The sequence below is a fragment of the Streptomyces sp. Y309 genome, assembly GCF_056712025.1.
Genome location: NZ_CM160048.1, coordinates 7,365,691 through 7,390,629, shown reverse-complemented (window position 1 = coordinate 7,390,629; position 24,939 = coordinate 7,365,691). Strand labels below are relative to the sequence as shown.

Below are 24,939 nucleotides of genomic sequence, written 5' to 3'. Positions count from 1 at the left end.
CCCGTACGAGGGCACCCGGCCCAGGGCAGGTTAACCCTATCGCCCCACCAGGACACCCGTGTATCCCGGTCGCAGGATTCACCTTCCCCGCAAGGAGGTTGACGATTACTCTCCGAATCCGACTGATTCCAGGGTGAGTTGGACAACCGGCGTGGTCGTGGGCCGGGCCGAGCCGCCGGCGGGCTCGACGGTGACAGCGAGTGATGTGGCACGCGCGTCGAGGCCGTCTGCAATGATCGGCGTTTCGCCGTCGAGAAGGCCGAGCGAGCGGGGTGCCGCCCCGGCGCGCATCGCCCAGAGCTGGTGCGCCCGGCCGCCGGGCGGCCCGTCGAGGCCGGTGACGGTCACCACGGCCTGTCGCCGGGAGCGCGAGGCGACGACGCCGAGACCGCGCCCGCGCGCGTCCCGAGCGTCGGCGGCGCGGGCGTCCGGTGCGGTCAGGACGTGGGCGATCTCACGTGCGGCGGCCCGCTCCTCGTCGAGCCGGTCTTCGGTACGGACCAGGGCGAAGGCGAGGATTCCGGCCGCGACGAGGGCGAGCACGGCGGCGGACGCGGCGAGCGCGACGAGAACGGGGGCGCGGCCGCGTGCCGGGGCGTCCCGGCCGTCCCGCGCCCCGGCCCGCGGCCGCGCGCCCGCCTCCGGCACGGGCTCCGGCGCCTCCTGCTCGGTGGCGCGTACGGCCGTCAGGATCCGCTCCCGCAGGTCCGGCGGCGCCGGTACGGAGGCGGCGCGTGCCAGGCGCACGGTGTCGGCGGCGAGCGCGCGGACCTCGTCGGTGCAGCGCGGGCAGGTCTCCAGGTGCCGCTCGAAGCGCCGCGTCTCGTGCGGGTCGAGGGCGTCGAGGGCGTACGGCACGGCAAGGGAGTGCAGGGTGCGGCCGACGCGCAGGCCGCCCGCGTGCAGCCGGATGCGGGCGAACAGGCCGGTGCCCGGCTGTCTCATGTGGCGGCGCCCAGACAGTCCCGCAGCCGCAGCAGTCCGTCCCGCATGCGGGTCTTGACGGTGCCGAGGGGCAGCGAGAGGCGCCGGGCCACCTCGCGGTAGGTGTAGCCGTCGTAGTAGGCGAGCGTCACGGCCTGGTGCTGGAGTTCGGTGAGGCGCTCCAGGCAGCGGCGCACCCATTCGCGCTCCAGGCTGCCCTCGACCTCCTCGGCGACCTGGTCGAAGGCCGGCGGCTCGGCGCGCTCGGCCGCGCGCCGCTCCCGTTCGCCGGCGGCGCGGGCGCTGCGCACCCGGTCGACGGCTCTGCGGTGGGCGAGCGTGAGGATCCAGGCCTGGGCGGTGCCGCGCGCCGGGTCGAAGCGGGCGGCGGTGCGCCACAGTTCGAGGAGGACCTCCTGGGCGACCTCCTCCGACTGGGCGCGGTCGCGCAGGACTCTGCGCACGAGTCCGTACACCGGCCCGGACACCAGTCCGTACAGCTCCTCGAACGCCTTCTGGTCACCGCGGGCCACCAACGGCAGCAGCTCGTCCGCGTCCATTTCTTCGGGCCCCCCTTCTCGTGCCTCTCACCCCACTCCCCCACTCCCCCGCCCCCGGGCGCCCAATTCTGGACGTGCCGGGGATCCGGTGCGAGACCCCGGACCGGGATTGGTGTTCAAGGGGGCCGCAACCGCGCTCGGTTGAGCTACTTTTGTGGAGAATCGCACGCCTGCGAATGGGGGGCTCGTGACCGACGAAGCACGAGTGATCGCGGGGCGCTACCGCCTCCTTGCTCCGCTCGGCGAGGGCGGCATGGGCACCGTGTGGCGGGCCCGTGACGACGTCCTGGGCCGCGAGGTGGCCGTGAAGGAGGTCCGCGCGCCCGCCGGCCTCCCGGCGAGCGACGTCGACCGGCTCTACGCCCGCCTGGAGCGTGAGGCCTGGGCCGCCGCCCGCATCCCGCACCGCAATGTCGTGACGGTGTACGACGTCGCCATGGAGGAGGGCCGGCCCTGGATCGTGATGGAGCTGGTGCGCGGCCTGGCCCTGTCGGACGTCCTGGAGTCCGAGGGGCCGATGCCGCCGCAGCGCGCCGCGCACATCGGCGCCGAGGTCCTGGGCGCCCTGCGCGCCGCCCACGGCGCGGGCGTGCTGCACCGCGACGTCAAGCCCGGCAACGTCCTGCTGTCCAACGACGGCCGGGTGGTCCTCACCGACTTCGGGATCGCGATGGTGGAGGGCAGTTCGGCGCTCACCATGACCGGAGAGGTCGTCGGGTCGCCCGAATTCCTCGCTCCGGAGCGGGCGTTGGGGCGCAGGCCGGGACCGGAGTCGGACCTCTGGTCGCTGGGCGTGCTGCTGTACGCGGCCGTGGAGGGCGTCTCGCCGTTCCGGCAGGACACGCCGCTGAGCACGCTGCGCGCCGTCGTCGACGAGGAACTGCCGCCGCCGCGCAACGCGGGGCCGCTGACGCCGGTCATCGCGGGGCTGCTCCGCAAGGACCCCGCGGAGCGCTCGCTCGCCGCGGACACGGAGCGCGATCTGCGGCTGGTCGCGGAGGGCCAACCGCCGCGTACGGAACCGTCGTTCCTGAACCAGCCGACCATCACCTCCTCCTCGCGGCCCGACCCCACAACCCCGCCCCCGCCGCCCGCAGGTTTCGCCGCGGGCGCGCCGACCGGCGGCACCCCCCTGCCCGGCACCACCACGACCAGCACGCCCACGGCCCGCTCGCGCCGTGCGAGCGCCGTCCTGGTGGCGGGCCTCGCCGCCCTGGCCCTGGCCATCGGCGGCATCACGTACGCCCTGGTGAACGACGACTCGGGCGACGGAGGCAGCAGCAGCGGGAGCGGCACCGGGGACGACGCCGGCGGAGGCGGCGGCAGCGGTTCGAACGGCGGGAGCGGCGGCGACGGCGGGTCCAAGGGGGGCGGCGGCAGCGACGGCGGATCCGGCGACAGCGGCGGCGGCAACGGCGGATCCGGCAACGGCGGCGACAACGGCGGTGGGGGCAACGGCGGTTCGACCAACGGGGGCGGGAACGGCGGCGGCACGACGACGCCCGTGCAGTACGTGCGCGTCTCCGTCGCCGCCCACCGCGCCTCGTACACCGGCCCGTGCCCGCCGCTGCCCGACCGGGCGCCGTCGTTCACGGCGACCTTCACGGTGGGACGCGTGCCGGTGGACGTGCGGTACCGCTGGGTCACCGCCGAGGGCACGTCGAGCGACCCCGACTGGAAGACGCTGTCGTTCCCGTCGGGCGGCGGGAAGACCAAGCAGGTCAACCATGTCGAGGTGCCGTCCTGGACGGAGCCGGGCACGCACCGCAACAGCATCCACGTCGAGGTCCGCAGGCCCGCCAACATCACGTCGGACGCGGTCGGTTACTCCGTGACGTGCGAAGAGGAGCCCCCGCCCACGACCGGCGGGAGCTCCTCCTCGACCTACGCGCCCTGAGGCCTAGGCGCCCTGAGACCTACGCGCCCTGACCCGTCGCCCGCGTCGTAAAGCAGGCGACCCCGTCGTCAGGCGACCCCGCGGTCGTCAGGAGACGGCCCCGCGGAACACGGGGAGGTAGCCGCCGGACTGTCCCGCGGCGGTCGGGTGGTACGACTCGCCGATGTTGCCCCAGTTGACACTGTGCAGCCACGAGTCGCCGGAGCAGATCTCGTGCCCGGCGAACGTGGTCGTGACGTCGCCGAAGGTGAAGCCGTGGTCGGCCGCGCGCTTGGCGGTGGCGGTGTTGAGGTGGTCGGCGGCGCCGTTGATCGCGCGGCGCTCGCCCTCGGTCAGGCCGGCCAGGCAGTTGCCGTTGAGCTTGTAGAAGCGGGGATAGCCGAGCACCACCACGCGGGCGGACGGCGCCTTGCCCTTGATCGCCGAGTACACCTTGTCGAGCTGGCCGGGCAGCGTCGAATCGACGTACCCCTTGGCCTGGTTGACGCGTGCGACACAGCTCGACTCGGACTGCAGGACGCAGGTCGTCATGACGTCGGCGAAGCCCGCGTCGTTTCCGCCGACGGAGACGGACACCAGTCCGGTGCCGGAGTTCAGGGGCCCGAGCTGGTTCGCGACCACGTCACCCGTTCGAGCGCCGGAACACGCCGTGAAGCTGAAGCTGGCGGGCGAGTTCGCGGCCGCCCACAGGGCCGGGTAGGCGCGGGTGCTGCGCTTGCAGTCGCCGCTGCCGCCGTCGTAGTTGCCGGCGCCGACGCCGGAGGAGTAGGAGTCGCCGAGCGCCACGTAAGCGGGAGCCGCGGCCTGGTCGTTGCCGGAATCCGCATGCGCCGCCGTGACCCCGGTGAGGGTGCAGGCGGCGGCGAGGAGGAGCGAGGAAGCGTATGCCGTGAAACGGGACAATCTCATGGAACCTCCCTTAGCAGGATTTCTGCCTCGACAGTGGTAGCACGCAACACACGTCGTCGATAGTGTGCATGTCAATCAATTCTTCAGTAATTCCCTTGCCCACCCGGACAGTTCACCGATCGGACGACAGTCCGACAACGAACATCTCCACAGACCCTCCGCATCTTGACGATTGCCGCGGACTGGGCCACATTGAAGCCCGGCATCCGGCGCTTCGGGGGGCAAAGTCGCCCATGCAGACCATCAGCACCAAGTCGGCGTCGTCCGGGGCTGAACGGCCCGAGCAGGACCCCGACAACGGCCCGCGCGCCTTCGCGCCCGCGGACCTCACACCGCTGCTCGCGGGCGCGGCCGTGGCCGCCGGGTGCGTGGGGGCGGCCTTCGCGCTGCTCGACCTCACCTCGCCGCTGCGCGCCCCCTTCGTGCTCTTCTTCCTCCTCGCCGCCCCCGGCTTCGCGCTCTCCCACTGGCTGCGCGGGCTCGACGGGTGGAGCCGGGCCGTCGCCTGCGCCGGCGGGGCGCTCGTGCTCGATCTGCTGGTCGCCCAGGCCATGCTGGCCCTGCACGTGTGGTCGGTCCGCGGCGGTGTCGCGGCGGTCGGCGGCGTCAGCGTGCTCGTCTTCCTGTCGGCACTGGCGCGGCGACTGCGTCACCGCGCCCCGAGTAGACGGACTTGATGACGTGGAGATCACCGTGCACCGCCCCGGCGAACTCACCGGCGCCGACCGGGTGGCGTGGACCGCCATGCAGTCCAAGGCCCATCTGAACGGCTCGCCCGACCTCTCCAACCCGTTCCTCTCACCGGAGTTCACGCTCGCCATGGCGCGGGTGCGCAGGAACGTGCGGGTGGCCGTCGCCCGCGAGGCAGGCGAGCCCGCCGCGTACTTCGCGTTCCAGAGATCCAGATCCGGCATAGGCCGGGCCGTCGGCCTCGGCGTCTCCGACTGCCAGGGCGTGGTGCACCGCCCCGGCTTCACCTGGGACGCGCGCCGGTTCCTCCGCGACTGCGGGCTCGTGCTGTGGGAGTTCGACCATCTCGCGGCCGGCCAGGGCCCCTTCGAGACCGGCGCGTCCGGCTTCTTCCCGTCCCCGGTCATGGATCTCGAGCAGGGGTACGAGGCCTACCTCGGCCAACTCCGCGCCCGCTCCCCCAAGTTCCTCCGCTCCACCCTCGCCAAGGGCCGCCGCCTGACCCGCGACCACGGCGACATCCGCTACGTGCACGACGAGCGCGACCCCGAGGCGCTGCGCACGCTGATGGGCTGGAAGTCCGCGCAGTACCGCAGGACCGGCCGCAGCGACCGCTTCGCGCACGACTGGATCACCCGGCTCGTGGACCAGCTCTTCCACACCCGCGGCGACACCTTCGCGGGCGTGCTCTCCGTGCTGTACGCCGGGGGCGCGCCGGTCGCCGCGCACTTCGGCCTGCGCAGCGAGCGCGTGCTCGTGAGCTGGTTCCCGGCGTACGACCCGGACTTCGCGCGCTACTCTCCGGGGCTGCTGCTGCACCTGCGCATGGCCGAGGAGGGTGCCGCCGAGGGGATCGCGCACCTCGACCTCGGGCGTGGCCAGAAGCGGTACAAGGACTCCCTGAAGACACGCGAACTCACCGTGTCCGAGGGGTGGGTGGCGTCGCGCCACCCGATGGCTCTCGGCCATCGTGCGCACCGGGCTCCGGTCCGGGCGTTGCGCAACACCGTCGTAGGCCGACCGGAATTGTTCGGTCCTGCAGATCGCCTGCTCAAGCGCCTGGGAAAGATCCGATACGGGCGCAAAAACGAGTAAGAAGCGCACAGGAAGCGCCAAGGAACGGCGCCGGAGAACACCAAAGGAACGGCAAGGAACGCCAACGGATCAGGGAATCGGACACTCTCGGGGTGTCCGAAGAGAACGGTCAAATATCCGAAAACGTGAGACCCCGTTCCAGGTCTTGCCATACGGTCGCAAGCATCAATACCGTCGTACATCCACCCGCATCGGTCCATCGGCAGTCGGCCTGGGGGAGGGCTCAAGGCCGCGGTGGTTCGGCGCGGGGCGCGGTAGGGGGGTGCCCGTGTCCGGTGATCGAATTTCTGCCGGATCACGTGCCGCGCAGTCATGCCAGCTCACTCGGCATGCCCGGAGATCCATTCCGTCATGCCCGCAGTGAGAATCCCCCCTTTCGAACCGGATCCACAACCGGACCGCCCGGGGGCGGGCGGTCCACCGGACGAGAGGGAACAGACTCGTGAGTTCAGTAGTGCGTCAGGTGGGTTTGCCCGCCATTCCCAGCCAGCATGAATACCGGCCGGTTTCCTCGCACCTGGCGATTGCGCCACCGGTGAGCATCGTGATTCCCGCGATGAACGAGGCAGAAAATCTTCCGTACGTGTTCAAGACACTGCCGGAATGGATCCATGAAGTCGTCCTGGTGGACGGAAACTCCACCGACGACACGGTCGCCGTGGCCCGTGAACTGTGGCCGGACGTGAAGGTGGTGCGCCAGCTCGGCAAGGGCAAGGGCGACGCGCTCATCACCGGCTTCGAGGCCTGCACCGGCGACATCATCGTGATGGTCGACGCGGACGGCTCCGCGGACGGCCACGAGATCGTCAGCTACGTCTCCGCGCTCGTCTCCGGCGCGGACTTCGCCAAGGGTTCCCGCTTCGCCAACGGCGGCGGCACCGACGACATGACCTTCATCCGCAAGCTCGGCAACCACGTCCTGTGCTCCGTCGTCAACGCCAAGTTCGGGGCCCGCTACACGGACCTGTGCTACGGCTACAACGCCTTCTGGCGGCACTGCCTGGACAAGATCGAGCTCGACTGCACCGGCTTCGAGGTGGAGACCCTGATGAACATCCGGGTCGTCAAGGCCGGGCTCAAGGTGCAGGAGATCCCGAGCCACGAGTATCTGCGCATCCACGGCGTGAGCAATCTCAGCGCCGTGCGCGACGGCCTCCGGGTGCTCAAGGTGATCCTCACCGAGCGCTCCAACAGGCGCAGGAAGCAGCAGAGTTCACGCACCGCGTCGCTGCCGCAGCACCGGGGAGAGGTTTCTTGATCTCCATTTCGGTGGTCGTCTGCGTGTACACCGAGGACCGCTGGGAGGACATCCTCGCGGCGGTCGCCTCGGTGCGCACGCAGTCCCACGCGGCCCACGAGACCCTGCTCGTGGTCGACCACAACAGGCCGCTCCTGGACCGCCTGGCCAAGGAGTACAAGGAGACGCGGGGAGTGCGGGTGCTCGCGAACGCGGGCCCCCGCGGCCTGTCCGCGGGACGCAACACCGGCATCGCCGAGTCCAGCGGCGAGATCATCGCCTTCCTCGACGACGACGCCGTCGCCGAGCGCGACTGGCTGCGCCGCTTCGCCGAGGGGTACGACGACCCGCGGGTGTTCGCCGTCGGCGGCCGCACGCTGCCCGCCTGGGCGTCGGGCCGCAGACCCGCCTGGTTCCCCGAGGAGTTCGACTGGGTCGTCGGCTGCATGTACCGGGGCCATCCGACGGGCCGGGTGCCGGTGCGCAACGTCCTGGGCGGCAACGCCTCCTTCCGGCGCACCGCCTTCGCGATCGCGGGCGGCTTCGCCAACGGCATCGGCCGCGACGGCGACAAGCTCCCGCTGGGCTGCGAGGAGACCGAGCTGTGCATCCGCCTCACCCGCGCCCGGCCGGACGCGGTGCTGCTCATGGACGACCGCGCGATCATCCACCACCGGGTGCCGAGTGCCCGGGAGCGCTTCGGCTACTTCCGCACCCGGGCGTACGCCGAGGGGGTGTCCAAAGCCCTCGTGTCCCGAAGTGTGGGCGCGGACAAGGGACTTGAGTCCGAGCGGCGGTACACCACCCGGGTGCTGCCCGCCGGGGTCGGGCGCGGCCTGCGGGACGCGCTGCTCGCCCGGCCCGGCGGCGCGGGCCGCGCGGGGGCGATCGTGGCGGGCGTGGTGGCGGCCGCCGGTGGGTACGTCGTCGGGAGCGTCCGCGCGCGCCGGTCGGGCGCGACGTTCTCCGTCGTGGACGTGACCGGCGCCGCGTCCGGGACGAAGGGCGCCGAGGACGCCGAGGGCGGGGGCGAGGAGGCCGCGGCATGAGCACGGGAGGCATACCGATCCTGATGTACCACTCGGTCGCGCGGCTGCCGAATGAGGCCACGCACGAGTTGTCCGTCTCGCCCGAGGCGTTCGCGGACCAGATGGAAGTGGTGCACGCGCTCGGCTGCACCCCGCTCACCACCGCCCAACTCGCCTGGCACTGGCGCCATCCCGGGCGCCCGCTGCCGACCCGGCCCGTCCTGATCACCTTCGACGACGGCTATGAGGGCGTGCACCGGCACGCCCTCCCGGCGCTCGCCCGGCACGGCTTCGCCTCGACGCTGTTCGTCGCGACGGGCTGGCTGGTCGGGAAGTACGACACCGGCGGCGGCCTCGACACCATGCTCAGCTGGGACCAGGTGCGCGAACTGGCCGCGGTCGGCACCGAGATCGGAGGACACAGCCATACGCATCCGCAGCTCGACCAACTCCCCGACGACGCGCTCTGGTTCGAGCTGGTGCGCTGCCGGGAGATCCTCGCCGACGAACTGGGCACGCCGCCGACGTCGTTCGCCTACCCCTACGGCTACTCCAGCCGCCGGGTGCGGCGCGCGGTCCGGGTCGCCGGCTTCGCGCAGTCGCTCGCCGTGGGCAACAGCCTGGCGCGGCGCCGCCAGGGGCCGTACGCGCTGCGCCGGGTGACGGTGCGGCGCGGCACGAGACTCGGCGAGTTCGAGCGGCTGCTCCTCGGCCGCTCCCTCACCCGGTCCTTCGCCAGGGACCGGGTGCTCAGCAAGGGATACGCCATCGTTCGCAGAGCCCGACAGGCCCGCCGGAAGGCAGCTCGCGCCCGTGTCTGACACGACCACCGCACAGGCAGAGGTCACTGGGACCGACGCAAGGACGGGCGGCGCGCCGTCGTCCGGCAAGTCCGGCAGGCCGCGAAGAATGCGGCTGTCGAAGGCGGGGAAGGGCGGCGGCAGCCCGCTGTTCCGCAATGCCTACGCACTCATGCTCAACACCGGCATCTCCGGTCTGCTCGGCCTCGGGTTCTGGCTGGCCGCCGCGCGGTACTACTCGGAATCGGCGGTCGGCCAGGGTTCGGCGGCCATCGCGGCGATGAAGCTCCTCGCGGGCATCACCGCCGTCACCCTCATGGGCGCGCTCGCCCGCTTCATCCCGGTGGCGGGCCGCCACACGGGCAGGCTCATCTTCCATACGTACGCGGGCAGTTCGGTCGTCGTCACCTGCGCGGCACTGATCTTCCTGTTCACGCTCGACCTGTGGGGGCCCTCGTACCGCTTCCTGCACGGGCCGCTGGCCGGGATCGGCTTCGTCGGCGCGGTCGTGGCCTGGTCGCTCCTGACGCTCCAGGACGGGGTGCTCACGGGGCTGCGCAGCGCGCTGTGGGTGCCGGTCGGCAACACGGTGTTCTCCATCGTCAAACTTGGCTTGCTGATCGTGATGGCGGCGGCCATCCCCACGGCCGGGGTGTTCGTGTCGTGGGTGGCCGCCATCGCCTGCTCGGTGGTGCCGCTGGGCTGGCTGGTGTTCCGCCGCCTCGTGCCGCGCCATGTGCGGGCCACGGAGGGCAGGGCCCGGCCGCCGTCGCTGCGCGAACTGGGCCGCTTCCTCGCGGGCGACTACACCGGTTCGCTGTGTTCGCTCGCCGTGGTGTACCTCGTTCCGGTGATCGTGGCCGCGCAGGTCAGCTCCGAGGACAACGCGTACTTCTACATCGCGACGACCATCGGCGGCACCACGAACCTGCTCGCCATCAACATGGGCGCGTCGCTGACCGTCGAGGGCGCGCACGACCCGGCGCGGCTCGCCGCCAACACCCGCGCGGCGCTGCGCCGGATGACGCGGATCATGCTTCCGGTGTGCGGGTTCCTCTTCCTGGGCGCGCCGTACATCCTGCAGGTGTTCGGCCAGGGCTATTCGGAGGCGGCTACTCCGCTGCTGCGCTGGTTCGCGGTGGGCGCGGCGCTGCGGGTGGTCATGGAGACGTACTTCGCGGTGCTGCGCGCGCAGAGCCGCACGTCCGGTCTCGCCTGGCTGCAGGGCCTGTTGTGCGTCCTCGTGCTCGGCCTGACGCTGGTGCTGCTGCCGCGGATGGGGCTGACCGGGGCGGGCGTCGCGGAGGTCTTCAGCCTCGCGGTGATCGTGACGATCGCGGCGCCCAAGCTGTACGCGATCACGCGCGTCGGCACGTCCGCGCCCGCCGAAGGTGCGGCACCGGACGGCGATCTCGCGGACCTGGGCGCCAAGGAGGTGCCCGCGTCGCGCACTCCCGCGGCCGGGACGGAGGCCGTGCGGCCGGGCGACACCCAGGGCGGGGAGCGCCGGCACGGCCCCGCGTGGGCGCTGCGCGAGTCCCTCGACTCCGACACACTGCAGCTGGCGGTCCTGATCGACGTGGACCATCAGGAGCGCCGCCCGGACGTGCGTCCGGGCCTGGTGGCACGCGGGCCCGTGGGGGCGGGCAAGGAGGACGACATGCAGGGGCACCGGCCGACCTGGGCGGCGGTTTCTGGCGGGGCGCCCGCCGCGGTGGCGCCGGAGGCGGACGGGGTGGACGAGGCGGCGGGGTCCGCCACGAAGGCGGAGCCCGGCGAAGGAAACGCCTCTGTTGAAGCGCATGGCCCCACCGTGGAGGGCGTAGCGGACACCGAGGAAGAGCGGCCCGCGAAGGAAGCCTGGCCGACCGTGTCGCCCCCGGCCCCGGTTGCCGCCGCGCCGGTCGCGGGCCCGAAGTCACCCGCCCCGGCCGCCGGTTCAGCGGGGGCGACAGCTTCCGGTTCGGCGGGGGTGACGCATCCCGCGGCCGGTCCAACCGCCGCCGCTCCCCCGGCCGGGCCCGGCGCCCCGCCCACCACGCCCCCGGCCCCCGCGGCGCGCCCCCGCACGTACAAGACGCCCCGCAAGACCCTCGTCCTCACCGCCCTGCTCGTCGCGGCCCTCGGCCTGTACTGGGTACCGGCGTTCGGGCTCGGCGAGGGTGATCTGGACCGGATGGGCGGGCTCGGTCTTGTCTCCGTGTTGCCGCTGCCGACCCTTGTCGGGGCCGCGCTCCTCGTGGTCGTGTTCGCGTCGCTGCTGTGGCTGGAGCGGCCGAACCGATGGCTGCTCCTGCTGACGCTGGTCGCCACCGTCGTGTCCCTGCACGCGCTGCCCGCCGTCATCGAGACCGAGCCGCGGTTCGCGACGGCCTGGCAGCACCTGGGCTTCATCGAGTACATCGACCGGACCGGCACGGCCGTGCCCGACCTGGACGCGCGCTGGAGCTGGCCCGGCTTCTTCGCCGCCGCCGCGTTCGTCGCGAAGGCGTGCGGCGTCTCGGACATGACCGAGGTCATCCGCTGGTGGCCGACGGCGATCCAGGTCCTCTACCTGGCCCCGATGCTGCTGCTCACCCGCTCCCTGCGGGCGAGCTGGCGCGCCAAGTGGGCGGGCCTGTGGATCTTCGTCCTGAGCGGCTGGGTCGGCCAGGACTACTTCTCGCCGCAGGGCTTCACGTATCTGCTGTACATCGTGTTCGTGGCGATCCTGCTCGTGTGGTTCCGCGCGCCGCGCGTGGTCTGGACGAAGCGGCGGCCGGGCGAGGCCGAGGTGGAACCGGCGAACCGCCGTCAGCAGGCCGTGCTGCTCGTCGTGCTCATGGGCCTGTTCGCGGGCACGGTGCCCGCGCACCAGCTCACGCCGTTCGTGATGCTCGGCGTCCTGACGGTCCTGGTCGTGGTGCGCCGCTGCGAACTGCGCGGGCTGCCCCTGCTGTGCGGGGTCCTGGTCGCCGTCTGGCTGGGCTTCTTCGCGGAGCCCTACTGGTCGGGCCACTTCGACGAGCTGTTCGGCGGTGTGGGCGGGGTCGGCGGCAATGTGTCGTCGTCGGTCTCCGGCCGGATCGAGGGCGGCAGTTCGACGCACAAGCTCGTGCTGTACGTGCGCGTGGCCCTTGCCGGTTCGGTCATGGCGCTCGCCTGCTGGGGCTGGCTGCGCCGGCGCGAGCACAAGTACCGCGAGGTGTCGCTGCTCGTCCTCACCTTCGTGCCGTTCCTGGGCTTCGGCATGCAGAGCTACGGCGGCGAGATGGCGCTGCGCGTCTTCATGTTCGCGCTGCCGGGCGCCGCCCTGCTCGCCGGGCTCGCGCTGTTCCCGCGCACCGGCGTCACCGCCAAGGAGCGCGACCGCGACCGGGTGAGCCTCGCGCCCCTCGCCGCGCTGCTCGCGGGCCTTGTCCTCATCGGCGGCTTCCTGGTGGCGCGCTGGGGCAACGAGCCCTTCGAGCGGGTCAGGACCGGCGAGGTCGCCGCCATGGAGTACGTGTACGCGCACGACGACCCGACCGCGCGGCTGCTGTGGATGAGCAACGACACCGTCAACAACGTGACGCCCTCGATCCCCTGGGGCAAGCAGGACGCCGAGAAGGTCGAGTACGTGCCCACGCTCGCGCCGCCCGACCCGGTCCTGGTGTCCGGCCTGGTGAAGGCGCTCAAGGACGCGGGCCCGAACTCGTACCTGATGATCAACCGCAGCCAGACCGTCTATCTCCAGATGGACACCGGCTATCCGGAGAACTGGGACACCCGCCTCACCCACAACCTCGACCGGCGCTCCGAGCTGAAGAAGGTCTACGCCAACGCCGACGCGACGCTGTACGCCCTGCGCACACAGCCGGACGGCCCGGTCGCGAAGGCGAACCCGGGTCCTGCCGGGCCGAAGGTGACGTGGACGCCGTGGACGGTGGTGGGCGCCCTCGCGGTGCTCGCGCTGATCGTGCTCCTCGCGGTGCGCGAGGTCGTGCGGGTGGCGGCCGCGCCGAGCGTCTGGCAGCAGCGCTGGCTGCAGAGCAGCTTCTGGTTCTCGCTGCCGCTGCTCGCGGTGTTCGTGGCGTCGCTGATACAGCGGTTCCTGACGATGGCGTAGGCCCGGCGGCGTCGGCGCGGCCCCGGCGTCGGGTGAAGTGGCTTACGGCTGGGCTGGGGTGAAGTGGCCTACCGCTTGAGCCACTTCACCTCGTACCCGGCCATGTCGAACCGCTTGCCGTCGATCTTCGCGCTGATCTTCCGGTCGAGGATGTTCACCACGAGGACGGTCTTGTCGTCGGCGAGAACGCGTACGTTCGGTACGTCGTCGGCGGCGACGGACACCTTCTCGTACCGCGTGCCGGGCGGGAAGGCGTCGGCGAAGCGGGCGAGCAGGCGCAGTATGGGACGCTCGCGGCCGCCGTCGGCGAGGTGCGTCGGGCTCCACAGGCAGCCCGCGCACTTCTCGCCGCGCTTGTCGCCGCGCTTCTGCGGATTCCAGTAGAAGCCGCTGGTCGCGCCGCCGCGGGCCATCGCCATCAGGCCGGCGGCGTGCACGGCGACGCGGTGCGCCTCGGACCAGTCGTCGCGGTTGTCCTGGCCGTCGCCCGGCTCCACGTAGTACTCGGCCCACCACAGCGGCAGGCCGCCGGTCCGCTCGCGCGCCCAGCGGCCGACGGCCGTGAGCTTGTCGGTGGCGCGGAACTCGTCGGGCAGCAGCTCGTCGTCCACGGTGTAGCTGGAGCCGTCGACGACCACGAAGTCTGCGCCCGCCTTGTGCCTGTTCCAGTAGTCGAAGGCGTCGAGGGCGCGCTGGTCCAGGCGGCCCCAGGGGCCCGCGACGTCCTTCGAGGCGTTCTCGGTCTGGCGGGGGTCGAGGCTGTCCATGACGAGGTAGGGACCGCCGACCTGGATTTTCTTGTTCACCTTCTTCAGGGCTTTGTAGACCAGGTTGTAGAGCTTGGTGTAGCCCTCGTGGTCCCAGCGGGCCTCGGCGGTGTTCCAGAAGCCCTTGAACTCGTTCCAGACGATGAAGTGCCGTACGTCCGGATAGCGCTTGGCGACGGTCGCGGCCAGGGCGGCATAGTCGTCGAAGTGCTCGGGGCGGGGCGCGGTCTCCAGGGCGGCCTGGGTCCAGTTCGTGTTGTCGGAGCCGGACTTGCCGCCCTTCATCCAGTCCGGGGCGCAGCACAGGGTGACGACCGGGGTGCCCTTGGTGGCGCGGATGAAGTCCATGCGCCGGTCCATCGCCTCGAAGTCGTACCGCCCCTTGACCGGCTCCGGGTTGCCGGCGCCCCAGCCCATGACGTGCTGGATCTGCGGCAGCGGCCGCCGCTGGTCCTTCAGGAGCCGCTGGGCGCGGGCGACGGCCGGGGCCTCGCCCTCGTCGGCGCTGTACTGGGTGTGGGTGAAGCCCCAGCCGACCCGCGGGTCGGGCGCGCCGGGCGGGCGCGCGGGGGTGCCGTGCACCTTGTCGCCGTCCGGGGTCGTGCCCGCCGTGCTGCCGCCGTCGTCCTCGGGCAGGGCGAGGACCGTCACGACCAGGGCCAGCGCGGTCAGGCCCACACCGATGAGGGCGGTGAGACGCCACCGCCGCGCATCCGCATTCCACCCATGACGTCCCATCAAGGGCCAGAGTAACGGCGCACCTTGGCGGTAGGGGTGGTTCCGCGTGACGGCCGGGTCACGGCGCGTTGGGCGGCGCAGTGGGGAAACCGCGTGCACGAGGGCGCATGCGTGACGGATCATGGCGGCATGTCTGCGAACCCTCAGGACGCCCTGCCGATCCGGCTCAACGTCGACGACAGCGACTCCCCGTCCGACGTCGTGGACGCGCTGTTCCTCGGCCGCTTCGCCACCGGCGAGCAGCCGTTCTCGCACAGCGCCAACATCGACCGCGTCAAGCCCGGCTCCGCGCTGCTGCCACCGGACGCGACGGTGCTGCGGGCCGCCCGCGACGACGACCGCAGCGCCACGCTCGCCGAGGGCGAGGGGTGGACGCTGCTCGTCTCCCGCTGGAACCGCGGCGCGGACGTCACGGTCACGGCCACCACCGCGGAGCTCGCCGAGGAGGTCCTCGAGCAGGCCACGGCCGGGGCGCAGGACGACCCCGAGCCGCAGCCGGAGAACGTCACCATGGGGTTCTGGTACGTCTCGCCGCGGCGCGGGCCGCACCGCACGACGCGGCAGATCTCCGCGGGTACGTGGGACGAGGTGCGGCAGAACTACACCGCGCCGGTGGCCGACGCCATGGACAAGCTGATGAAGACGACTCCGGAGGACATCTCGGGGCGGCTGCTGCTCCTGCACGGGCCGCCCGGCACCGGCAAGACGTCCGCGCTGCGCACGCTCGCGCGGTCGTGGCGGGACTGGTGCCAGGTGGACTGCGTCCTCGACCCGGAGCGGCTGTTCTCCGACGTCGGGTATCTGATGGACATCGCCATCGGGGAGGACGACGGCACGGCGAAGGGGCGGTGGCGGCTGCTTCTCCTCGAGGACTGCGACGAGTTGATCCGCGGTGAGGCCAAGCACACGGCGGGCCAGGCGCTCTCGCGTCTCCTCAACCTCACGGACGGGCTGCTCGGGCAGGGCCGCAATGTCCTCGTCGGTGTCACCACCAACGAGGACCTGGAGCGGTTGCATCCCGCCGTGGTGCGGCCCGGGCGCTGCCTCGCCCGGATCGAGGTCGGTCCGCTCACCCTCGCGGAGTCGGTCGACTGGCTCGGTACGTCCGAAGGTGTCTCCCGCGAGGGCGCGACGCTGGCCGAGCTGTACGCGCTGCGGCGGGGTTCCACCCCGACCGCGGTCCCGTCCGCCCGGGACGGGGCTGACGCCGGCTTGTACCTGTAGGCGGCTGCCCTACCCCGCCGCTCCGCGGCGGAACTCTCCCACCCGCCCACCCGTTTCCAGTCGGCCAGCAGGCTCAGGCCGCCAGTGCCACGAAAGGCCGCCCGGCGTCCGCGGGTCGTGGGGGGGGACCCGTTCGCCCCCTGCTGCTGCAAGCAGCGTTCCGCCCTCCCGCTGCGGGCAGCCACACGCCCGCCTCCACCGCTGTGAGCAGCCACACGCCCGCCTCCACCGCTGTGGGCAGGCGTTCCGCACGGCGGAACGGGTGGGCACAGCCCAGGCCGACGGGCCCGTTATGTGTGGGGAGGGCCCCCGCTGTGGGCAGTCGTGCCGCAGGGCGGCACGGGTGGGCACAGCCCAGGCCGACGGTGCCGATATGTGCGGGGAAGGGCACCCCCAGGCCGACGGGACCGTTACACCAAGCGGGCCCCGCCCGGGGGCAACCCCGGTGCCGGGTCAGCCAGACGAGCCGTACGCCGCGCGCAGTGCGTCCCGAACCGCCGCCGCCGCGGCCTCCTCGGAGAGGCCGAGGCGCCGGACCCGCTCGGCGTAAGCCTGCGCCGCCCCCGCCGCCCCCCGAGCAGCCGCGTCCCCCGCCGCGGCCACGAACGTCCCGTTCCGCCCCCGCGTCTCGATCACCCCGTCCTCCTCAAGCGCCCGATACGCCTTGGCGACGGTATTCGCGGCGAGCCCCAGCGCCTCCGCGAGCCCCCGCACGGTCGGCAGCTTGTATCCGACCGGCAGCGCACCACCCCGCGCCTGCTCGGCGATCTGCGCCCGCACCTGCTCGTAGGGCGCGGGCACGGCCCGGCCCCCCGCACCCTCATCGATCACGATCTTCAACGTCACGCGCCGATTGTCCCGCACCCGCCCGGGAAAGCCGGGAACCCCGGAACCCGGAAGCCCGGGAACCCGGGAAAAAGGAGAGGCGGCCCGCCGCGCACCCCGCGTACCGTCCGCACCATGACGGAAGTCCTGGTCCGCGCCCTGCGCCCCACCGACCCCGCGGACACCACGGCGTTCGCCGCGATCCGCCGCGCCTGCCTGCCCGCGATGCTGGCCACGTCCGCCTCCGTGGCGTTCGACGCGGCGCACGCCCATCCCGACGCGCACTACCGCCAGTTGGTCGCGGAGGCCGACGGCGAGGTGATCGGCACCGCGCAGACAAGCGTCGCGTACGACAGCCCGGAGCCCGGCCAGGGCTCCGCCAACATCTACGTCCACCCGGAGCGCCGCGGCCTCGGCGCGGGCTCGCTGCTGCTGCGCACGGCGGAGGAGTATCTGGCGGGCAAGGGCGCGACGACCCTCTACTCCTGGGTCCTGGACACCCCGCAGAACCGCGCGTTCGCCACCCACCGCGGCTACCGCGCGAGCCGCTCCGCGCACTTCCTCCGCCTGGACCTGGCGAAGGCCGACCTGCCGCCCCTCCAGCCCCCGCCGGCCGGCGTCGAGCTGCGCACCGCCGCCGACTTCGCCGCCGACCCCCGCCCGGTCTTCGACCTGGACGCGGAGACGGTCGCCGACGAACCGAGCGATGTGGCAACCGAGTTCACCGACTACGAGCACTGGCTGGCGGAGACCTGGCACCACCCCCTGGTGAACCACGAACTGACCACCGTCGCCGTCGTGGACGGCCGGCCCGCCGCGTTCAGCGTGGCCCGCACGGACGACGCGTCCCGCTACTCCAGCGGCATGACGGGGACGGCGCGCGCCCACCGCGGGCGCGGTCTGGCCAAGCTCGCCAAGAACGACTCACTGCACCGGGCGCGGGCCGCCGGGTTCACGGAGGCGTTCACCGGCAACGACGCGGGCAACGAGCCGATGCTCGCGATCAACAGGTGGTTCGGCTACGAGATCTGTGACACGGAGGTACGTCATGTCCGCACCCTCGACTGGGGCTAAGGCCGAGCCGTCCGACATGGAGGTCGTCCTCCTCAAGGCGGGCCGCACGAAGATGCGCTATCCGGCACGCCTGCTCGCGGACGACGGCACCCGCGTCACGGTCCGCGCGCCCTGGGCGGGCGCGGGCGTACGGGACTTCGGCTTCGTCCGCTTCGAGCCGGGCGACGTGTTCGTCGAACACTTCTGGCGGGACCGCTGGTACTCCGTCAAGGAGGTGTACGCCGCCGACGGCCCCCTCAAGGGCTGGTACTGCGACGTCACCCGCCCCGCCGTGCGCGAGGGCGCGCTGCTGACCGTGGAGGACCTCGACCTCGACCTGTGGTGCTCCGCGGACGGCACCACCATCGTCCGCCTGGACGAGGACGAGTTCGCCGCGAGCGCCTTGCCCACGACGGACCCCGAAGCGGCGGCTGCGGCCCGCGCCGCCCTGGACGATCTCGAAGCCCTGGCAAAGGCAGGCGACTCCTTCCCCCGCACCCACAACTGACCACCACCGCACGCCGTCACAACGTCATGCCGTCGGTCATGCCGTGACGCCGTCACGCCGTCACGCCGTCACGCCCACCACCGCGTACCGCTCGTCCTCCACCACCCGCCCCCACAACCGCGCGTCCCCCGACAGCCGCTCCGAGCGGGTGTGCGGGACCAAGGGGGCCAGCGCGCGTATGAGGTCGGCGGCCGGGATGCCGACGGGGCTCAGGGTGCCCCAGACGCCCTCGATGAGGATCAGACGGCCGCCGGGGCGCAGCAGTGCGTGCCAGTGGCGCAGGGTGGCCTCCAGGTCCGGCAGCATCCACAGCACGTGGCGGGCCAGGACCACGTCGAAGCGGTGCTCCCCGACGGGCGGCCGGGCCGCGTCGCCCACCAGGACCCGCGCCCCGTGCCCCGCGAGCTTCACCCGTGCCAGCGCCACCATCTCCGGGGAGAGGTCGACCGCGGTCACGCGGTGCCCCCGCGCGGCCGCGAGCAGTGACAGGCTGCCCGTGCCGCACCCCACGTCCAGGACGTCGCCCGGCTCGTCCGGCAGCCAGTCGGCGAGGCGGTCCGCCCAGGCAGCGCGCACCAGCGGGTCCCGCAGCCCGTGGTCGGGCTCCTCGTCGAAATCCGCGGCCTGCGCGTCCCAGTCGATGGCGGAGCCGTCGTCGCCCTCACAAGTACCCACGTCAAACGTCATGCGCCGATCGTGACACCCGCCACTGACAATCGGCCCGCGATGAGAAACGCTCGCCGGACTGGTCTACCGCTGTGTCGCCGAGCTGTTCGGTGGGTACGGCAGGACGGGTAGGCAGGGAGGCCGTCATGCGCCGAGTGACCGTGCACAAGACCGTCGTGAAGTCCGCCGCGCGCCGCGCGCGGGAGAGCCGGGAGGCACTGGAGGGCCGGGAGGGCACGGACCGGCGGGCCCGGGAGCGGCCCGAGGTCCGCAGAGACGTCCAGCGCGTCTGGTGGCCCACGGAATAGCCGGGGCGGCCGGGACAGTCGGCTGGTTCAGTCCGTGAGTCTTCAGTCCGTGAGTCGCTTGCGGTAGTGGAAGCGGTCGTAGATTCCCTCTACGCGCCGCTCCACGAACTCGTATCCGTACCGGGGATAGATCTTCTGGTTCTCCCACATCATCGCGTTGGTGTAGAGCCGGATCTCCGGCAGCCCCAGGGCGCGCGCCCGTGCGTCCACGAAGGCCAGCAGGCGGCCGCCGATTCCCTTGCCGGCCGCGTCGGGGTGGACGGCGATGTTGTCCAGGTAGAGGTGGTCCTCGTATGCATAGAGGACCACCAGGCCGACGACTGTGCCCTCTGCGTCCCCGGTGACGTACACCCGCCCCGCCGCCACGTTCTGCGCGTGGTCCGACTCCATGGGGGCGGGCACGCGGCCTATGCGGGCGATGTAGTGGTGGTACGCCGCGTCGGTGACCGCCTTCACGGCGGGCACGTCGGCGGCTTCGGCGAGGCGGATCTCGTGCGTCATTCCGCCACATTACGGCGGGACTTCAGCAGGCCGCGCGCCAGTTTCCGCAGCAGCGGCCACAGCATGATCAGCGCGACCACGACGTACACGGACACCGAGAACGGCGTGTCCACGAGCCCGCGCACGCTGCCGTCGCTGATCTGCAGGGCGCGGCGGAGCTGTTGCTCGGCGTTGGGGCCGAGGATGACGCCGATGACGGCGGGCAGCACGGGCAGTCCATAGCGCCGCATGCCGAACCCGATCAGGCCGATGACCAGCAGGATGACCAGGTCGAGCGCCTCACCGCCGACGGCGTAGGCGCCGACGGCCGCGAAGAAGAGGATGCCCGCGTAGAGGTAGGGGCGCGGGATGCGCAGGAGCTTCGCCCAGAGCGGGGCGAGGGGCAGGTTGAGGGCGAGCAGCAGCACCATCCCGACGAACAGGGACGCGATCAGGCCCCACACCAGCTCCGATTCGCGCTCGAAGAGCAGCGGGCCCGGCTGGATGCCGTACTGCTGGAAGGCGGCCAGCATGACGGCCGCGACGGCGGTCGTGGGCAGGCCGAGGGTCAGCATCGAGACGAGGGTGCCGGCTGCCGATGCCGAGGACGCGGACTCCGGGCCCGCCACGCCCTCGATGGCGCCCTTGCCCCACTCGTCCTTGTGCTTGGAGAGGCGTTTCTCGGTGACGTAGGAGAGGAAGGTGGGTATCTCCGCGCCGCCCGCGGGAATCGCGCCGAACGGGAAGCCGATGAGCGGGCCGCGCAGCCAGGACTTCCAGGTGCGCTGCACGTCCTTCTTGCCGAGCCAGGGGCGGCCCACGGGGATCGCGCGGCCGGCGGTGCGGCGCAGATGCGCGGCCACCCACAGCGCCTCGCCGATCGCGAACAGACCCACCGCGACGATCACCACGTCGATGCCGTCGGCGAGTTGGAGCGAGCCGAAGGTCAGGCGCTGCTGGCCGGTCATCTGGTCGAGCCCGACCAGGCCGAGGGTGAGGCCGATCAGCAGGGAGGCCAGGCCGCGGATGCGGGACGAGCCGAGCACCGACGTCACCGCGATGAACGCCAGCACCATGATGGCGAAGTAGTCGGGCGCGCCGATGTCCACGGCCAGGTCGGCGACCTTCGGGGCCAGCGCGACAAGCAGGATCGTGCCGATCATGCCGCCCGCGAAGTGGCCGATGGCCGCGGCGGCGAGGGCCTGCGCGCCGCGCCCCGCCTTGGCCATCGGGTTGCCCTCCATGGCGGCCACGACCGCGGCGCTCTCCCCCGGTGTGTTGAGGAGGATCGACGTCGTGGAGCCGCCGAACATCGCGCCGTAGTAGATGCCCGCGAACATGATGAACGCGCCGGTGGGTTCGAGCCCGTACGTCACCGGGAGCAGCAGCGCCACCGCCATCGCGGGGCCGATGCCGGGCAGCACGCCGATGGCCGTGCCGAGGAGGACGCCGACCGCGGCCCACAGGAGGTTGATGGGGGTGAGGGCGGTGCCGAAGCCGTCAATCAGGGAGCTGAAGGCGTTCATGTCACAGCACTCCCATCAGGGGGCCGCCGGGCAGCGGCACTCCGAGCAGATTGTTGAAGACGGCGTACGTGACCAGGGAGAGCCCGGCCGCGATGAGCGGGTCGCGGTGGACCGCGCGGCTGCCGAGGGCGTAGGCGGCGCCCCAGAAGAGCAGGGCGCCGGCGACGGGGAAGCCGACCGGCTCGATGAGGACGGCCGTGGCGAGGAAGACGCCCGCGAGCAGCAGCACGGTGCGCCAGTCGGCGGGCTCGGACAGGTCGATGTCCTCGCCACCCTCGGCCTCGCCGCGGCCGCCGCGCAGCACGTCGACGGCGAGCAGGACGGAGACGACGAGCAGCCCGATGCCGACGGCGACGGGGACGGTCTTCGGCCCGATCGGTCCGCGCTGGGCGATCTCGACGTCCATGGTGAGGGCGTCGGTGAGGACGACGACGCCGAGGGCCAGCAGCATGACGCAGACGCCGAGTTCGGAGTGCTCGCGCAGCCAGGTCCGCCAGGAGCGGGGCTCCGGGGCTTCCTCGGCGTGCCCGGTGGGCTCGGTGGGCTCGGCGGTCGTCACAGGCCCAGCTCCTTCAGTACGGATACGACGCGTTTGTCCTGGGCGTCCAGGAAGTCGCCGAATTTGTCGCCGGTGAGGAAGGCGTCGTCCCAGCCGTTCTTCTTCAGGGAGTCGCGCCACTCCGGGGAGTCGTGGAGCTTCTTGATCAGCGCGGTGAGCTTGGCGCGTTCGGCGTCGGAGAGTCCGGGCGGTGCGACGATGCCGCGCCAGTTGGTGAAGTCCACGTCGTAGCCGGACTCCTTGAGGGTGGGCCCGTCGAGTCCCTTGACCCGCTTCGGTCCGGTGACGGCGAGCAGCCGCAGTTCGCCGGACTTGATCTGGTCCAGGTATTCACCGACGCCCGAGACGCCGAAGGCGACCTTGCTGCCGAGGATCGAGGCGAGGAGTTCGCCGCCGCCGTCGAAGGGCACGTAGTTGACGTCCTTGGGCGGGATGCCGGCGGCGCGGGCCATCAGCATGGGGGCGATGTGGTCGGGCCCGCCGGGCGAGGAGCCGCCGCCGACGGGCATCTTGCCGGGCCTCTTCTTCCAGGCGTCGATGAGCTGCCCGATGGTCTTGTACGGGGAGTTCTTCGACACCACGACGACGTCCTGCTCCTCGGTGAGGCGGGCGATCGGGGTGGTGTCGGCGAGGGTCTTGGGGGCGTGGTTGGAGCGGGCGGCGCCCACGACGCCGAGGCCCATGGACATCGCGAGCTTGCCGTTGCCGTGCTCGCCCACGAGGCGGCTGAGGCCGACGGTGCCGCCGGCGCCGGGCAGGTTGAACACCTCGATGTTGTGGGTGAGTCCGGCGTCCTCCGCGTTCTTGGCGGCGGTGCGGGCGGTGATGTCGTAGCCGCCTCCGGGGGTGTTGGGGACCATGAGGCGCAGGCCGGGGATCCGGGTGCCGGTGTCGTCGCCGCTGCCCGTGGTGAGCAGCGGCGGCCCCACGAGCACGAGGAGCGCGGCGCCGCACAGGGCCAAGGGGGTGCGTAGTCGCACGGGTGCCACCGCCTGTCTGAGCGGATACGTGGGTGAAGTGGCCCACATGTTGCCCGGGCGTTAAGAACCTGTCTCTGTTCCGGAATCAACGGACGTTGTGGTCCTTGTGGTCACGCTCATAGCCTGCGGCGATGACGAAGGTGCGGGTCCGATGACAAGGGTGCTGGTCGTCGACGACGACTTCATGGTCGCCAAGCTGCACAGCCGTTACGTGGCCACGGTGGCCGGATGCACGGTGGCGGGCGTGGCGCACAGCGGGGCGGAGGCGTTGCGCGCCGCGGAGCTGCTGCGGCCCGACCTGGTGCTGCTCGACGTATATCTGCCGGACATGGACGGCATCGCGGTGCTGCGGGAGCTGCGGGCGGCGGAGGAGCGGGATCCCGGGCGGGCGCCGGTGGACGTCCTGTTCATCACGGCGGCGCGGGACGCGGAGGTGGTGCGTGCCGCGCTGCGTGCCGGGGCCCTGCACTATCTGATCAAGCCCTTCAACCAGGCGGCCCTGCAGGAGCAGTTGCGGCACGTCGCGGCCCTGCGCGCCCGCCTGGACGGCCTGGCCGAGGCCCGCCAGGAGGACGTCGACCAGATCTTCGGCCCCCGCCCGCCCGGCTCCCGCGAGCTCCCCAAGGGCCTCGCCGCCCACACCGCGGACCTGGTGGAACACACCCTCCGCGCCCACCCCGCCGGCCTCTCCGCCACCGAATGCGCTCAGGCGGGCAAGCTCTCCCGGGTCAGCGCCCGCCGCTACCTGGAGTACTTCGCGGACACGGGGCGGGCGGAGGTGACGCTGCGCTACGGCGGGGCGGGGCGGCCGGAGCGGCGGTATCGGTGGGTGGGGGTGAGGTGACCTGAGGGCAGTCTGAGGGGGTCCTTAACGCGAGCATAAGGATCGCCGTCACCCGCTCCCAGCAGGCGAATTCGGGGGTTCCGGGGGCTAGTTTGCTGATCGCCGCGGGGTTCGCGCCCCGCCCGCCCCCACCTGATCGTCGCCCTAGGAGAGATCCCCCCATGACTGCTGCACGCAAGGTCGCCGCGATCGCCACCGCGGGTGTCGCCCCGCTCGCCCTGACCGTGTTCGCCGCGGCGCCCGCCACCGCGCACGGTTCGATGACGGACCCGGTGAGCCGGGTGTCCGCCTGCTTCCAGGAGGGGCCGGAGGCGCCGAAGTCGGCGGCGTGCAAGGCGGTCGTGGCGGCCGGCGGGACGCAGGCCCTGTACGACTGGAACGGCGTCAACATCGCCAACGCCGCGGGCAAGTCGAAGGAGATCATCCCGGACGGGAAGCTGTGCAGCGCCGGGAACGACAAGTACAAGGGGCTCGACCTGCCGCGCGCCGACTGGCCGTCCTCCAAGCTCTCCGCCGGTGACCACACCTTCAAGTACCGTGCCACCGCCCCGCACCGGGGCTCCTTCGAGCTGTACATCACCAAGGACTCGTACGACCCGACGAAGCCCCTGAAGTGGTCGGACCTGGAGGCGCGGCCCTTCGCGAAGGTCACCGACCCGAAGCTGGAGAACGGCAGTTACGTCTTCCAGGGGAAGGTGCCCGCCAAGTCCGGCCGCCACCTGGTCTACTCGATCTGGCAGCGCTCCGACTCCCCCGAGGCCTTCTACACCTGCTCCGACGTGGTGTTCGGCAAGGACAGCGGCGGTTCGGGGGCGGGCGCCGGGGCCGCCGCGCCCGCCGCCTCCGCGCCCTCCGAGAAGGAGATAGCGGACGGTGCGGGCAAGTCGTCCGTGGAGCACCGGGGCCACGGCGACAGCGACGCGAAGACCGGGCCGAAGGTCACGGAGGCCGGGCCCGCCGAACCCGCCGAGGACACCGGGGACGACGCGGCGGCCGCGCCCGGCGAGTCGGCCGGGTCCGCGGGCTCCGGGAACCAGCCCGAGGTGAAGGGCGCCGCGGGCGAGCCCGTCGCCGCCGACGAGAACCTCGCCGAGACCGGCGGCGACAGCGACACCGCGTACATCGCGATCGGCGGCGCCGCGGCACTGGCGGTCGGCGCGGCCGCGATGTTCGCCACGACCCGCCGCCGCGCGGCCACCGGCGGCCGCCACGGCCGCTGAGCGGGCAGTCCGCC

23 protein-coding genes are annotated in these 24,939 nt (G+C 72.2%); 13 read left to right on the top strand and 10 right to left on the bottom strand.

The window, feature by feature from the left end; genetic code table 11:
• Window positions 1–105: 105 nt before the first annotated feature.
• The gene (locus tag AC0KTA_RS30690) at window positions 106–945 is read right to left on the bottom strand and encodes an anti-sigma factor (protein ID WP_481051454.1); all 840 of its coding nucleotides are present in this window, start codon (window positions 943–945) and stop codon (window positions 106–108) included.
• Complete coding sequence (sigK, locus tag AC0KTA_RS30685; protein WP_481051453.1) at window positions 942–1,484, bottom strand: ECF RNA polymerase sigma factor SigK; 543 nt, start codon at window positions 1,482–1,484, stop codon at window positions 942–944. The genes AC0KTA_RS30690 and sigK overlap by 4 nt, the downstream gene beginning before the upstream one ends.
• A 253-nt stretch (window positions 1,485–1,737) precedes the next feature.
• Between sigK and AC0KTA_RS30680 the strand changes: the two genes are divergently transcribed.
• Window positions 1,738–3,381: a serine/threonine-protein kinase gene (locus AC0KTA_RS30680; protein WP_481056624.1), complete on the top strand. Its 1,644-nt coding sequence runs from the start codon at window positions 1,738–1,740 to the stop codon at window positions 3,379–3,381.
• Between the two features lie 87 nt (window positions 3,382–3,468).
• Here the strand turns inward: AC0KTA_RS30680 and AC0KTA_RS30675 are convergent, their stop codons facing one another.
• Window positions 3,469–4,290 (bottom strand): SGNH/GDSL hydrolase family protein, encoded by an 822-nt coding sequence (locus AC0KTA_RS30675; protein WP_481051452.1) that lies wholly within the window; start codon window positions 4,288–4,290, stop codon window positions 3,469–3,471.
• A gap of 233 nt (window positions 4,291–4,523) precedes the next feature.
• On the opposite strand from AC0KTA_RS30675, the gene AC0KTA_RS30670 reads away from it, so the two are divergent.
• From AC0KTA_RS30670 to AC0KTA_RS30645, 6 genes are all read left to right on the top strand, one after another.
• On the top strand, window positions 4,524–4,967 hold the full coding sequence (locus AC0KTA_RS30670; protein ID WP_481051451.1) for a hypothetical protein: 444 nt from the start codon (window positions 4,524–4,526) through the stop codon (window positions 4,965–4,967).
• A 4-nt stretch (window positions 4,968–4,971) separates the two neighbouring features.
• Window positions 4,972–6,075, top strand: a complete 1,104-nt coding sequence (locus AC0KTA_RS30665) for a GNAT family N-acetyltransferase (RefSeq protein ID WP_481051450.1) — start codon at window positions 4,972–4,974, stop codon at window positions 6,073–6,075.
• Between the two features lie 442 nt (window positions 6,076–6,517).
• Entirely contained in the window at window positions 6,518–7,333 is an 816-nt protein-coding gene (locus AC0KTA_RS30660; RefSeq protein ID WP_481051449.1) for a glycosyltransferase family 2 protein, read from the top strand.
• Complete coding sequence (locus tag AC0KTA_RS30655; RefSeq protein WP_481051448.1) at window positions 7,330–8,361, top strand: glycosyltransferase family 2 protein; 1,032 nt, start codon at window positions 7,330–7,332, stop codon at window positions 8,359–8,361. The genes AC0KTA_RS30660 and AC0KTA_RS30655 overlap by 4 nt, the downstream gene beginning before the upstream one ends.
• Window positions 8,358–9,161, top strand: a complete 804-nt coding sequence (locus tag AC0KTA_RS30650; protein WP_481051447.1) for a polysaccharide deacetylase family protein — start codon at window positions 8,358–8,360, stop codon at window positions 9,159–9,161. Before AC0KTA_RS30655 ends, AC0KTA_RS30650 begins: the two co-directional genes overlap by 4 nt.
• On the top strand, window positions 9,154–13,227 hold the full coding sequence (locus AC0KTA_RS30645; protein ID WP_481051446.1) for a lipopolysaccharide biosynthesis protein: 4,074 nt from the start codon (window positions 9,154–9,156) through the stop codon (window positions 13,225–13,227). Before AC0KTA_RS30650 ends, AC0KTA_RS30645 begins: the two co-directional genes overlap by 8 nt.
• Before the next feature lie 68 nt (window positions 13,228–13,295).
• On the opposite strand, the gene AC0KTA_RS30640 is transcribed toward AC0KTA_RS30645, so the two are convergent.
• A complete protein-coding gene (locus AC0KTA_RS30640; RefSeq protein WP_481051445.1) occupies window positions 13,296–14,732 on the bottom strand; it encodes a GH39 family glycosyl hydrolase in 1,437 nt (478 codons plus the stop codon).
• A gap of 129 nt (window positions 14,733–14,861) precedes the next feature.
• Between AC0KTA_RS30640 and AC0KTA_RS30635 the strand changes: the two genes are divergently transcribed.
• The gene (locus AC0KTA_RS30635) at window positions 14,862–15,956 is read left to right on the top strand and encodes a DUF5925 domain-containing protein (protein ID WP_481051444.1); all 1,095 of its coding nucleotides are present in this window, start codon (window positions 14,862–14,864) and stop codon (window positions 15,954–15,956) included.
• 453 nt (window positions 15,957–16,409) lie between these two features.
• Here the strand turns inward: AC0KTA_RS30635 and AC0KTA_RS30630 are convergent, their stop codons facing one another.
• Entirely contained in the window at window positions 16,410–16,802 is a 393-nt protein-coding gene (locus tag AC0KTA_RS30630) for a GntR family transcriptional regulator (protein ID WP_481051443.1), read from the bottom strand.
• Window positions 16,803–16,916: 114 nt separating this feature from the next.
• Here AC0KTA_RS30630 and AC0KTA_RS30625 point away from each other — a divergent pair, with 114 nt between their 5' ends.
• A complete protein-coding gene (locus AC0KTA_RS30625) occupies window positions 16,917–17,855 on the top strand; it encodes an N-acetyltransferase family protein (protein WP_481051442.1) in 939 nt (312 codons plus the stop codon).
• Complete coding sequence (locus AC0KTA_RS30620; RefSeq protein WP_481051441.1) at window positions 17,830–18,342, top strand: ribonuclease FAU-1 family protein; 513 nt, start codon at window positions 17,830–17,832, stop codon at window positions 18,340–18,342. The genes AC0KTA_RS30625 and AC0KTA_RS30620 overlap by 26 nt, the downstream gene beginning before the upstream one ends.
• 60 nt (window positions 18,343–18,402) lie before the next feature.
• On the opposite strand, the gene AC0KTA_RS30615 is transcribed toward AC0KTA_RS30620, so the two are convergent.
• Window positions 18,403–19,029 carry a class I SAM-dependent methyltransferase gene (locus tag AC0KTA_RS30615; RefSeq protein ID WP_481051440.1) on the bottom strand — a complete coding sequence of 209 codons (627 nt, stop codon included), beginning with the start codon at window positions 19,027–19,029 and terminating at the stop codon, window positions 18,403–18,405.
• A gap of 125 nt (window positions 19,030–19,154) precedes the next feature.
• Here AC0KTA_RS30615 and AC0KTA_RS30610 point away from each other — a divergent pair, with 125 nt between their 5' ends.
• Window positions 19,155–19,316: a hypothetical protein gene (locus AC0KTA_RS30610; RefSeq protein WP_481051439.1), complete on the top strand. Its 162-nt coding sequence runs from the start codon at window positions 19,155–19,157 to the stop codon at window positions 19,314–19,316.
• 42 nt (window positions 19,317–19,358) lie between these two features.
• Here AC0KTA_RS30610 and AC0KTA_RS30605 read toward each other — a convergent pair whose 3' ends face one another.
• Genes AC0KTA_RS30605 through AC0KTA_RS30590 form a run of 4 tightly spaced genes read right to left on the bottom strand, consistent with a single transcriptional unit; the run spans window position 19,359 to window position 22,861 of the window.
• Window positions 19,359–19,817 (bottom strand): GNAT family N-acetyltransferase, encoded by a 459-nt coding sequence (locus AC0KTA_RS30605; RefSeq protein ID WP_481051438.1) that lies wholly within the window; start codon window positions 19,815–19,817, stop codon window positions 19,359–19,361.
• Window positions 19,814–21,322: a tripartite tricarboxylate transporter permease gene (locus AC0KTA_RS30600; RefSeq protein WP_481051437.1), complete on the bottom strand. Its 1,509-nt coding sequence runs from the start codon at window positions 21,320–21,322 to the stop codon at window positions 19,814–19,816. The genes AC0KTA_RS30605 and AC0KTA_RS30600 overlap by 4 nt, the downstream gene beginning before the upstream one ends.
• 1 nt (window position 21,323) lies before the next feature.
• The gene (locus tag AC0KTA_RS30595; RefSeq protein WP_481051436.1) at window positions 21,324–21,881 is read right to left on the bottom strand and encodes a tripartite tricarboxylate transporter TctB family protein; all 558 of its coding nucleotides are present in this window, start codon (window positions 21,879–21,881) and stop codon (window positions 21,324–21,326) included.
• Window positions 21,878–22,861 carry a Bug family tripartite tricarboxylate transporter substrate binding protein gene (locus tag AC0KTA_RS30590; RefSeq protein ID WP_481051435.1) on the bottom strand — a complete coding sequence of 328 codons (984 nt, stop codon included), beginning with the start codon at window positions 22,859–22,861 and terminating at the stop codon, window positions 21,878–21,880. The genes AC0KTA_RS30595 and AC0KTA_RS30590 overlap by 4 nt, the downstream gene beginning before the upstream one ends.
• A 151-nt stretch (window positions 22,862–23,012) precedes the next feature.
• Between AC0KTA_RS30590 and AC0KTA_RS30585 the strand changes: the two genes are divergently transcribed.
• Together AC0KTA_RS30585 and AC0KTA_RS30580 are read left to right on the top strand one after the other, a co-directional pair.
• A complete protein-coding gene (locus tag AC0KTA_RS30585) occupies window positions 23,013–23,705 on the top strand; it encodes a response regulator (protein ID WP_481051434.1) in 693 nt (230 codons plus the stop codon).
• Window positions 23,706–23,866: 161 nt separating this feature from the next.
• A complete protein-coding gene (locus AC0KTA_RS30580; RefSeq protein ID WP_481051433.1) occupies window positions 23,867–24,925 on the top strand; it encodes a lytic polysaccharide monooxygenase auxiliary activity family 9 protein in 1,059 nt (352 codons plus the stop codon).
• Window positions 24,926–24,939 lie beyond the last annotated feature (14 nt).

Bases quoted from the DNA above. Each gene is read 5' to 3' on its own strand.
- AC0KTA_RS30690 (WP_481051454.1), bottom strand. From the start codon at position 945: ATGAGACAGCCGGGCACCGGCCTGTTCGCCCGCATCCGGCTGCACGCG.
- AC0KTA_RS30585 (WP_481051434.1), top strand. From the start codon at position 23,013: ATGACAAGGGTGCTGGTCGTCGACGACGACTTCATGGTCGCCAAGCTG.
- AC0KTA_RS30580 (WP_481051433.1), top strand. From the start codon at position 23,867: ATGACTGCTGCACGCAAGGTCGCCGCGATCGCCACCGCGGGTGTCGCC.
- AC0KTA_RS30680 (WP_481056624.1), top strand. From the start codon at position 1,738: ATGGGCACCGTGTGGCGGGCCCGTGACGACGTCCTGGGCCGCGAGGTG.
- AC0KTA_RS30675 (WP_481051452.1), bottom strand. From the start codon at position 4,290: ATGAGATTGTCCCGTTTCACGGCATACGCTTCCTCGCTCCTCCTCGCC.
- AC0KTA_RS30650 (WP_481051447.1), top strand. From the start codon at position 8,358: ATGAGCACGGGAGGCATACCGATCCTGATGTACCACTCGGTCGCGCGG.
- AC0KTA_RS30625 (WP_481051442.1), top strand. From the start codon at position 16,917: ATGACGGAAGTCCTGGTCCGCGCCCTGCGCCCCACCGACCCCGCGGAC.
- AC0KTA_RS30635 (WP_481051444.1), top strand. From the start codon at position 14,862: ATGTCTGCGAACCCTCAGGACGCCCTGCCGATCCGGCTCAACGTCGAC.
- AC0KTA_RS30605 (WP_481051438.1), bottom strand. From the start codon at position 19,817: ATGACGCACGAGATCCGCCTCGCCGAAGCCGCCGACGTGCCCGCCGTG.
- AC0KTA_RS30600 (WP_481051437.1), bottom strand. From the start codon at position 21,322: ATGAACGCCTTCAGCTCCCTGATTGACGGCTTCGGCACCGCCCTCACC.
- AC0KTA_RS30610 (WP_481051439.1), top strand. From the start codon at position 19,155: ATGCGCCGAGTGACCGTGCACAAGACCGTCGTGAAGTCCGCCGCGCGC.
- AC0KTA_RS30670 (WP_481051451.1), top strand. From the start codon at position 4,524: ATGCAGACCATCAGCACCAAGTCGGCGTCGTCCGGGGCTGAACGGCCC.
- AC0KTA_RS30640 (WP_481051445.1), bottom strand. From the start codon at position 14,732: ATGGGACGTCATGGGTGGAATGCGGATGCGCGGCGGTGGCGTCTCACC.
- sigK (WP_481051453.1), bottom strand. From the start codon at position 1,484: ATGGACGCGGACGAGCTGCTGCCGTTGGTGGCCCGCGGTGACCAGAAG.
- AC0KTA_RS30620 (WP_481051441.1), top strand. From the start codon at position 17,830: ATGTCCGCACCCTCGACTGGGGCTAAGGCCGAGCCGTCCGACATGGAG.
- AC0KTA_RS30615 (WP_481051440.1), bottom strand. From the start codon at position 19,029: ATGACGTTTGACGTGGGTACTTGTGAGGGCGACGACGGCTCCGCCATC.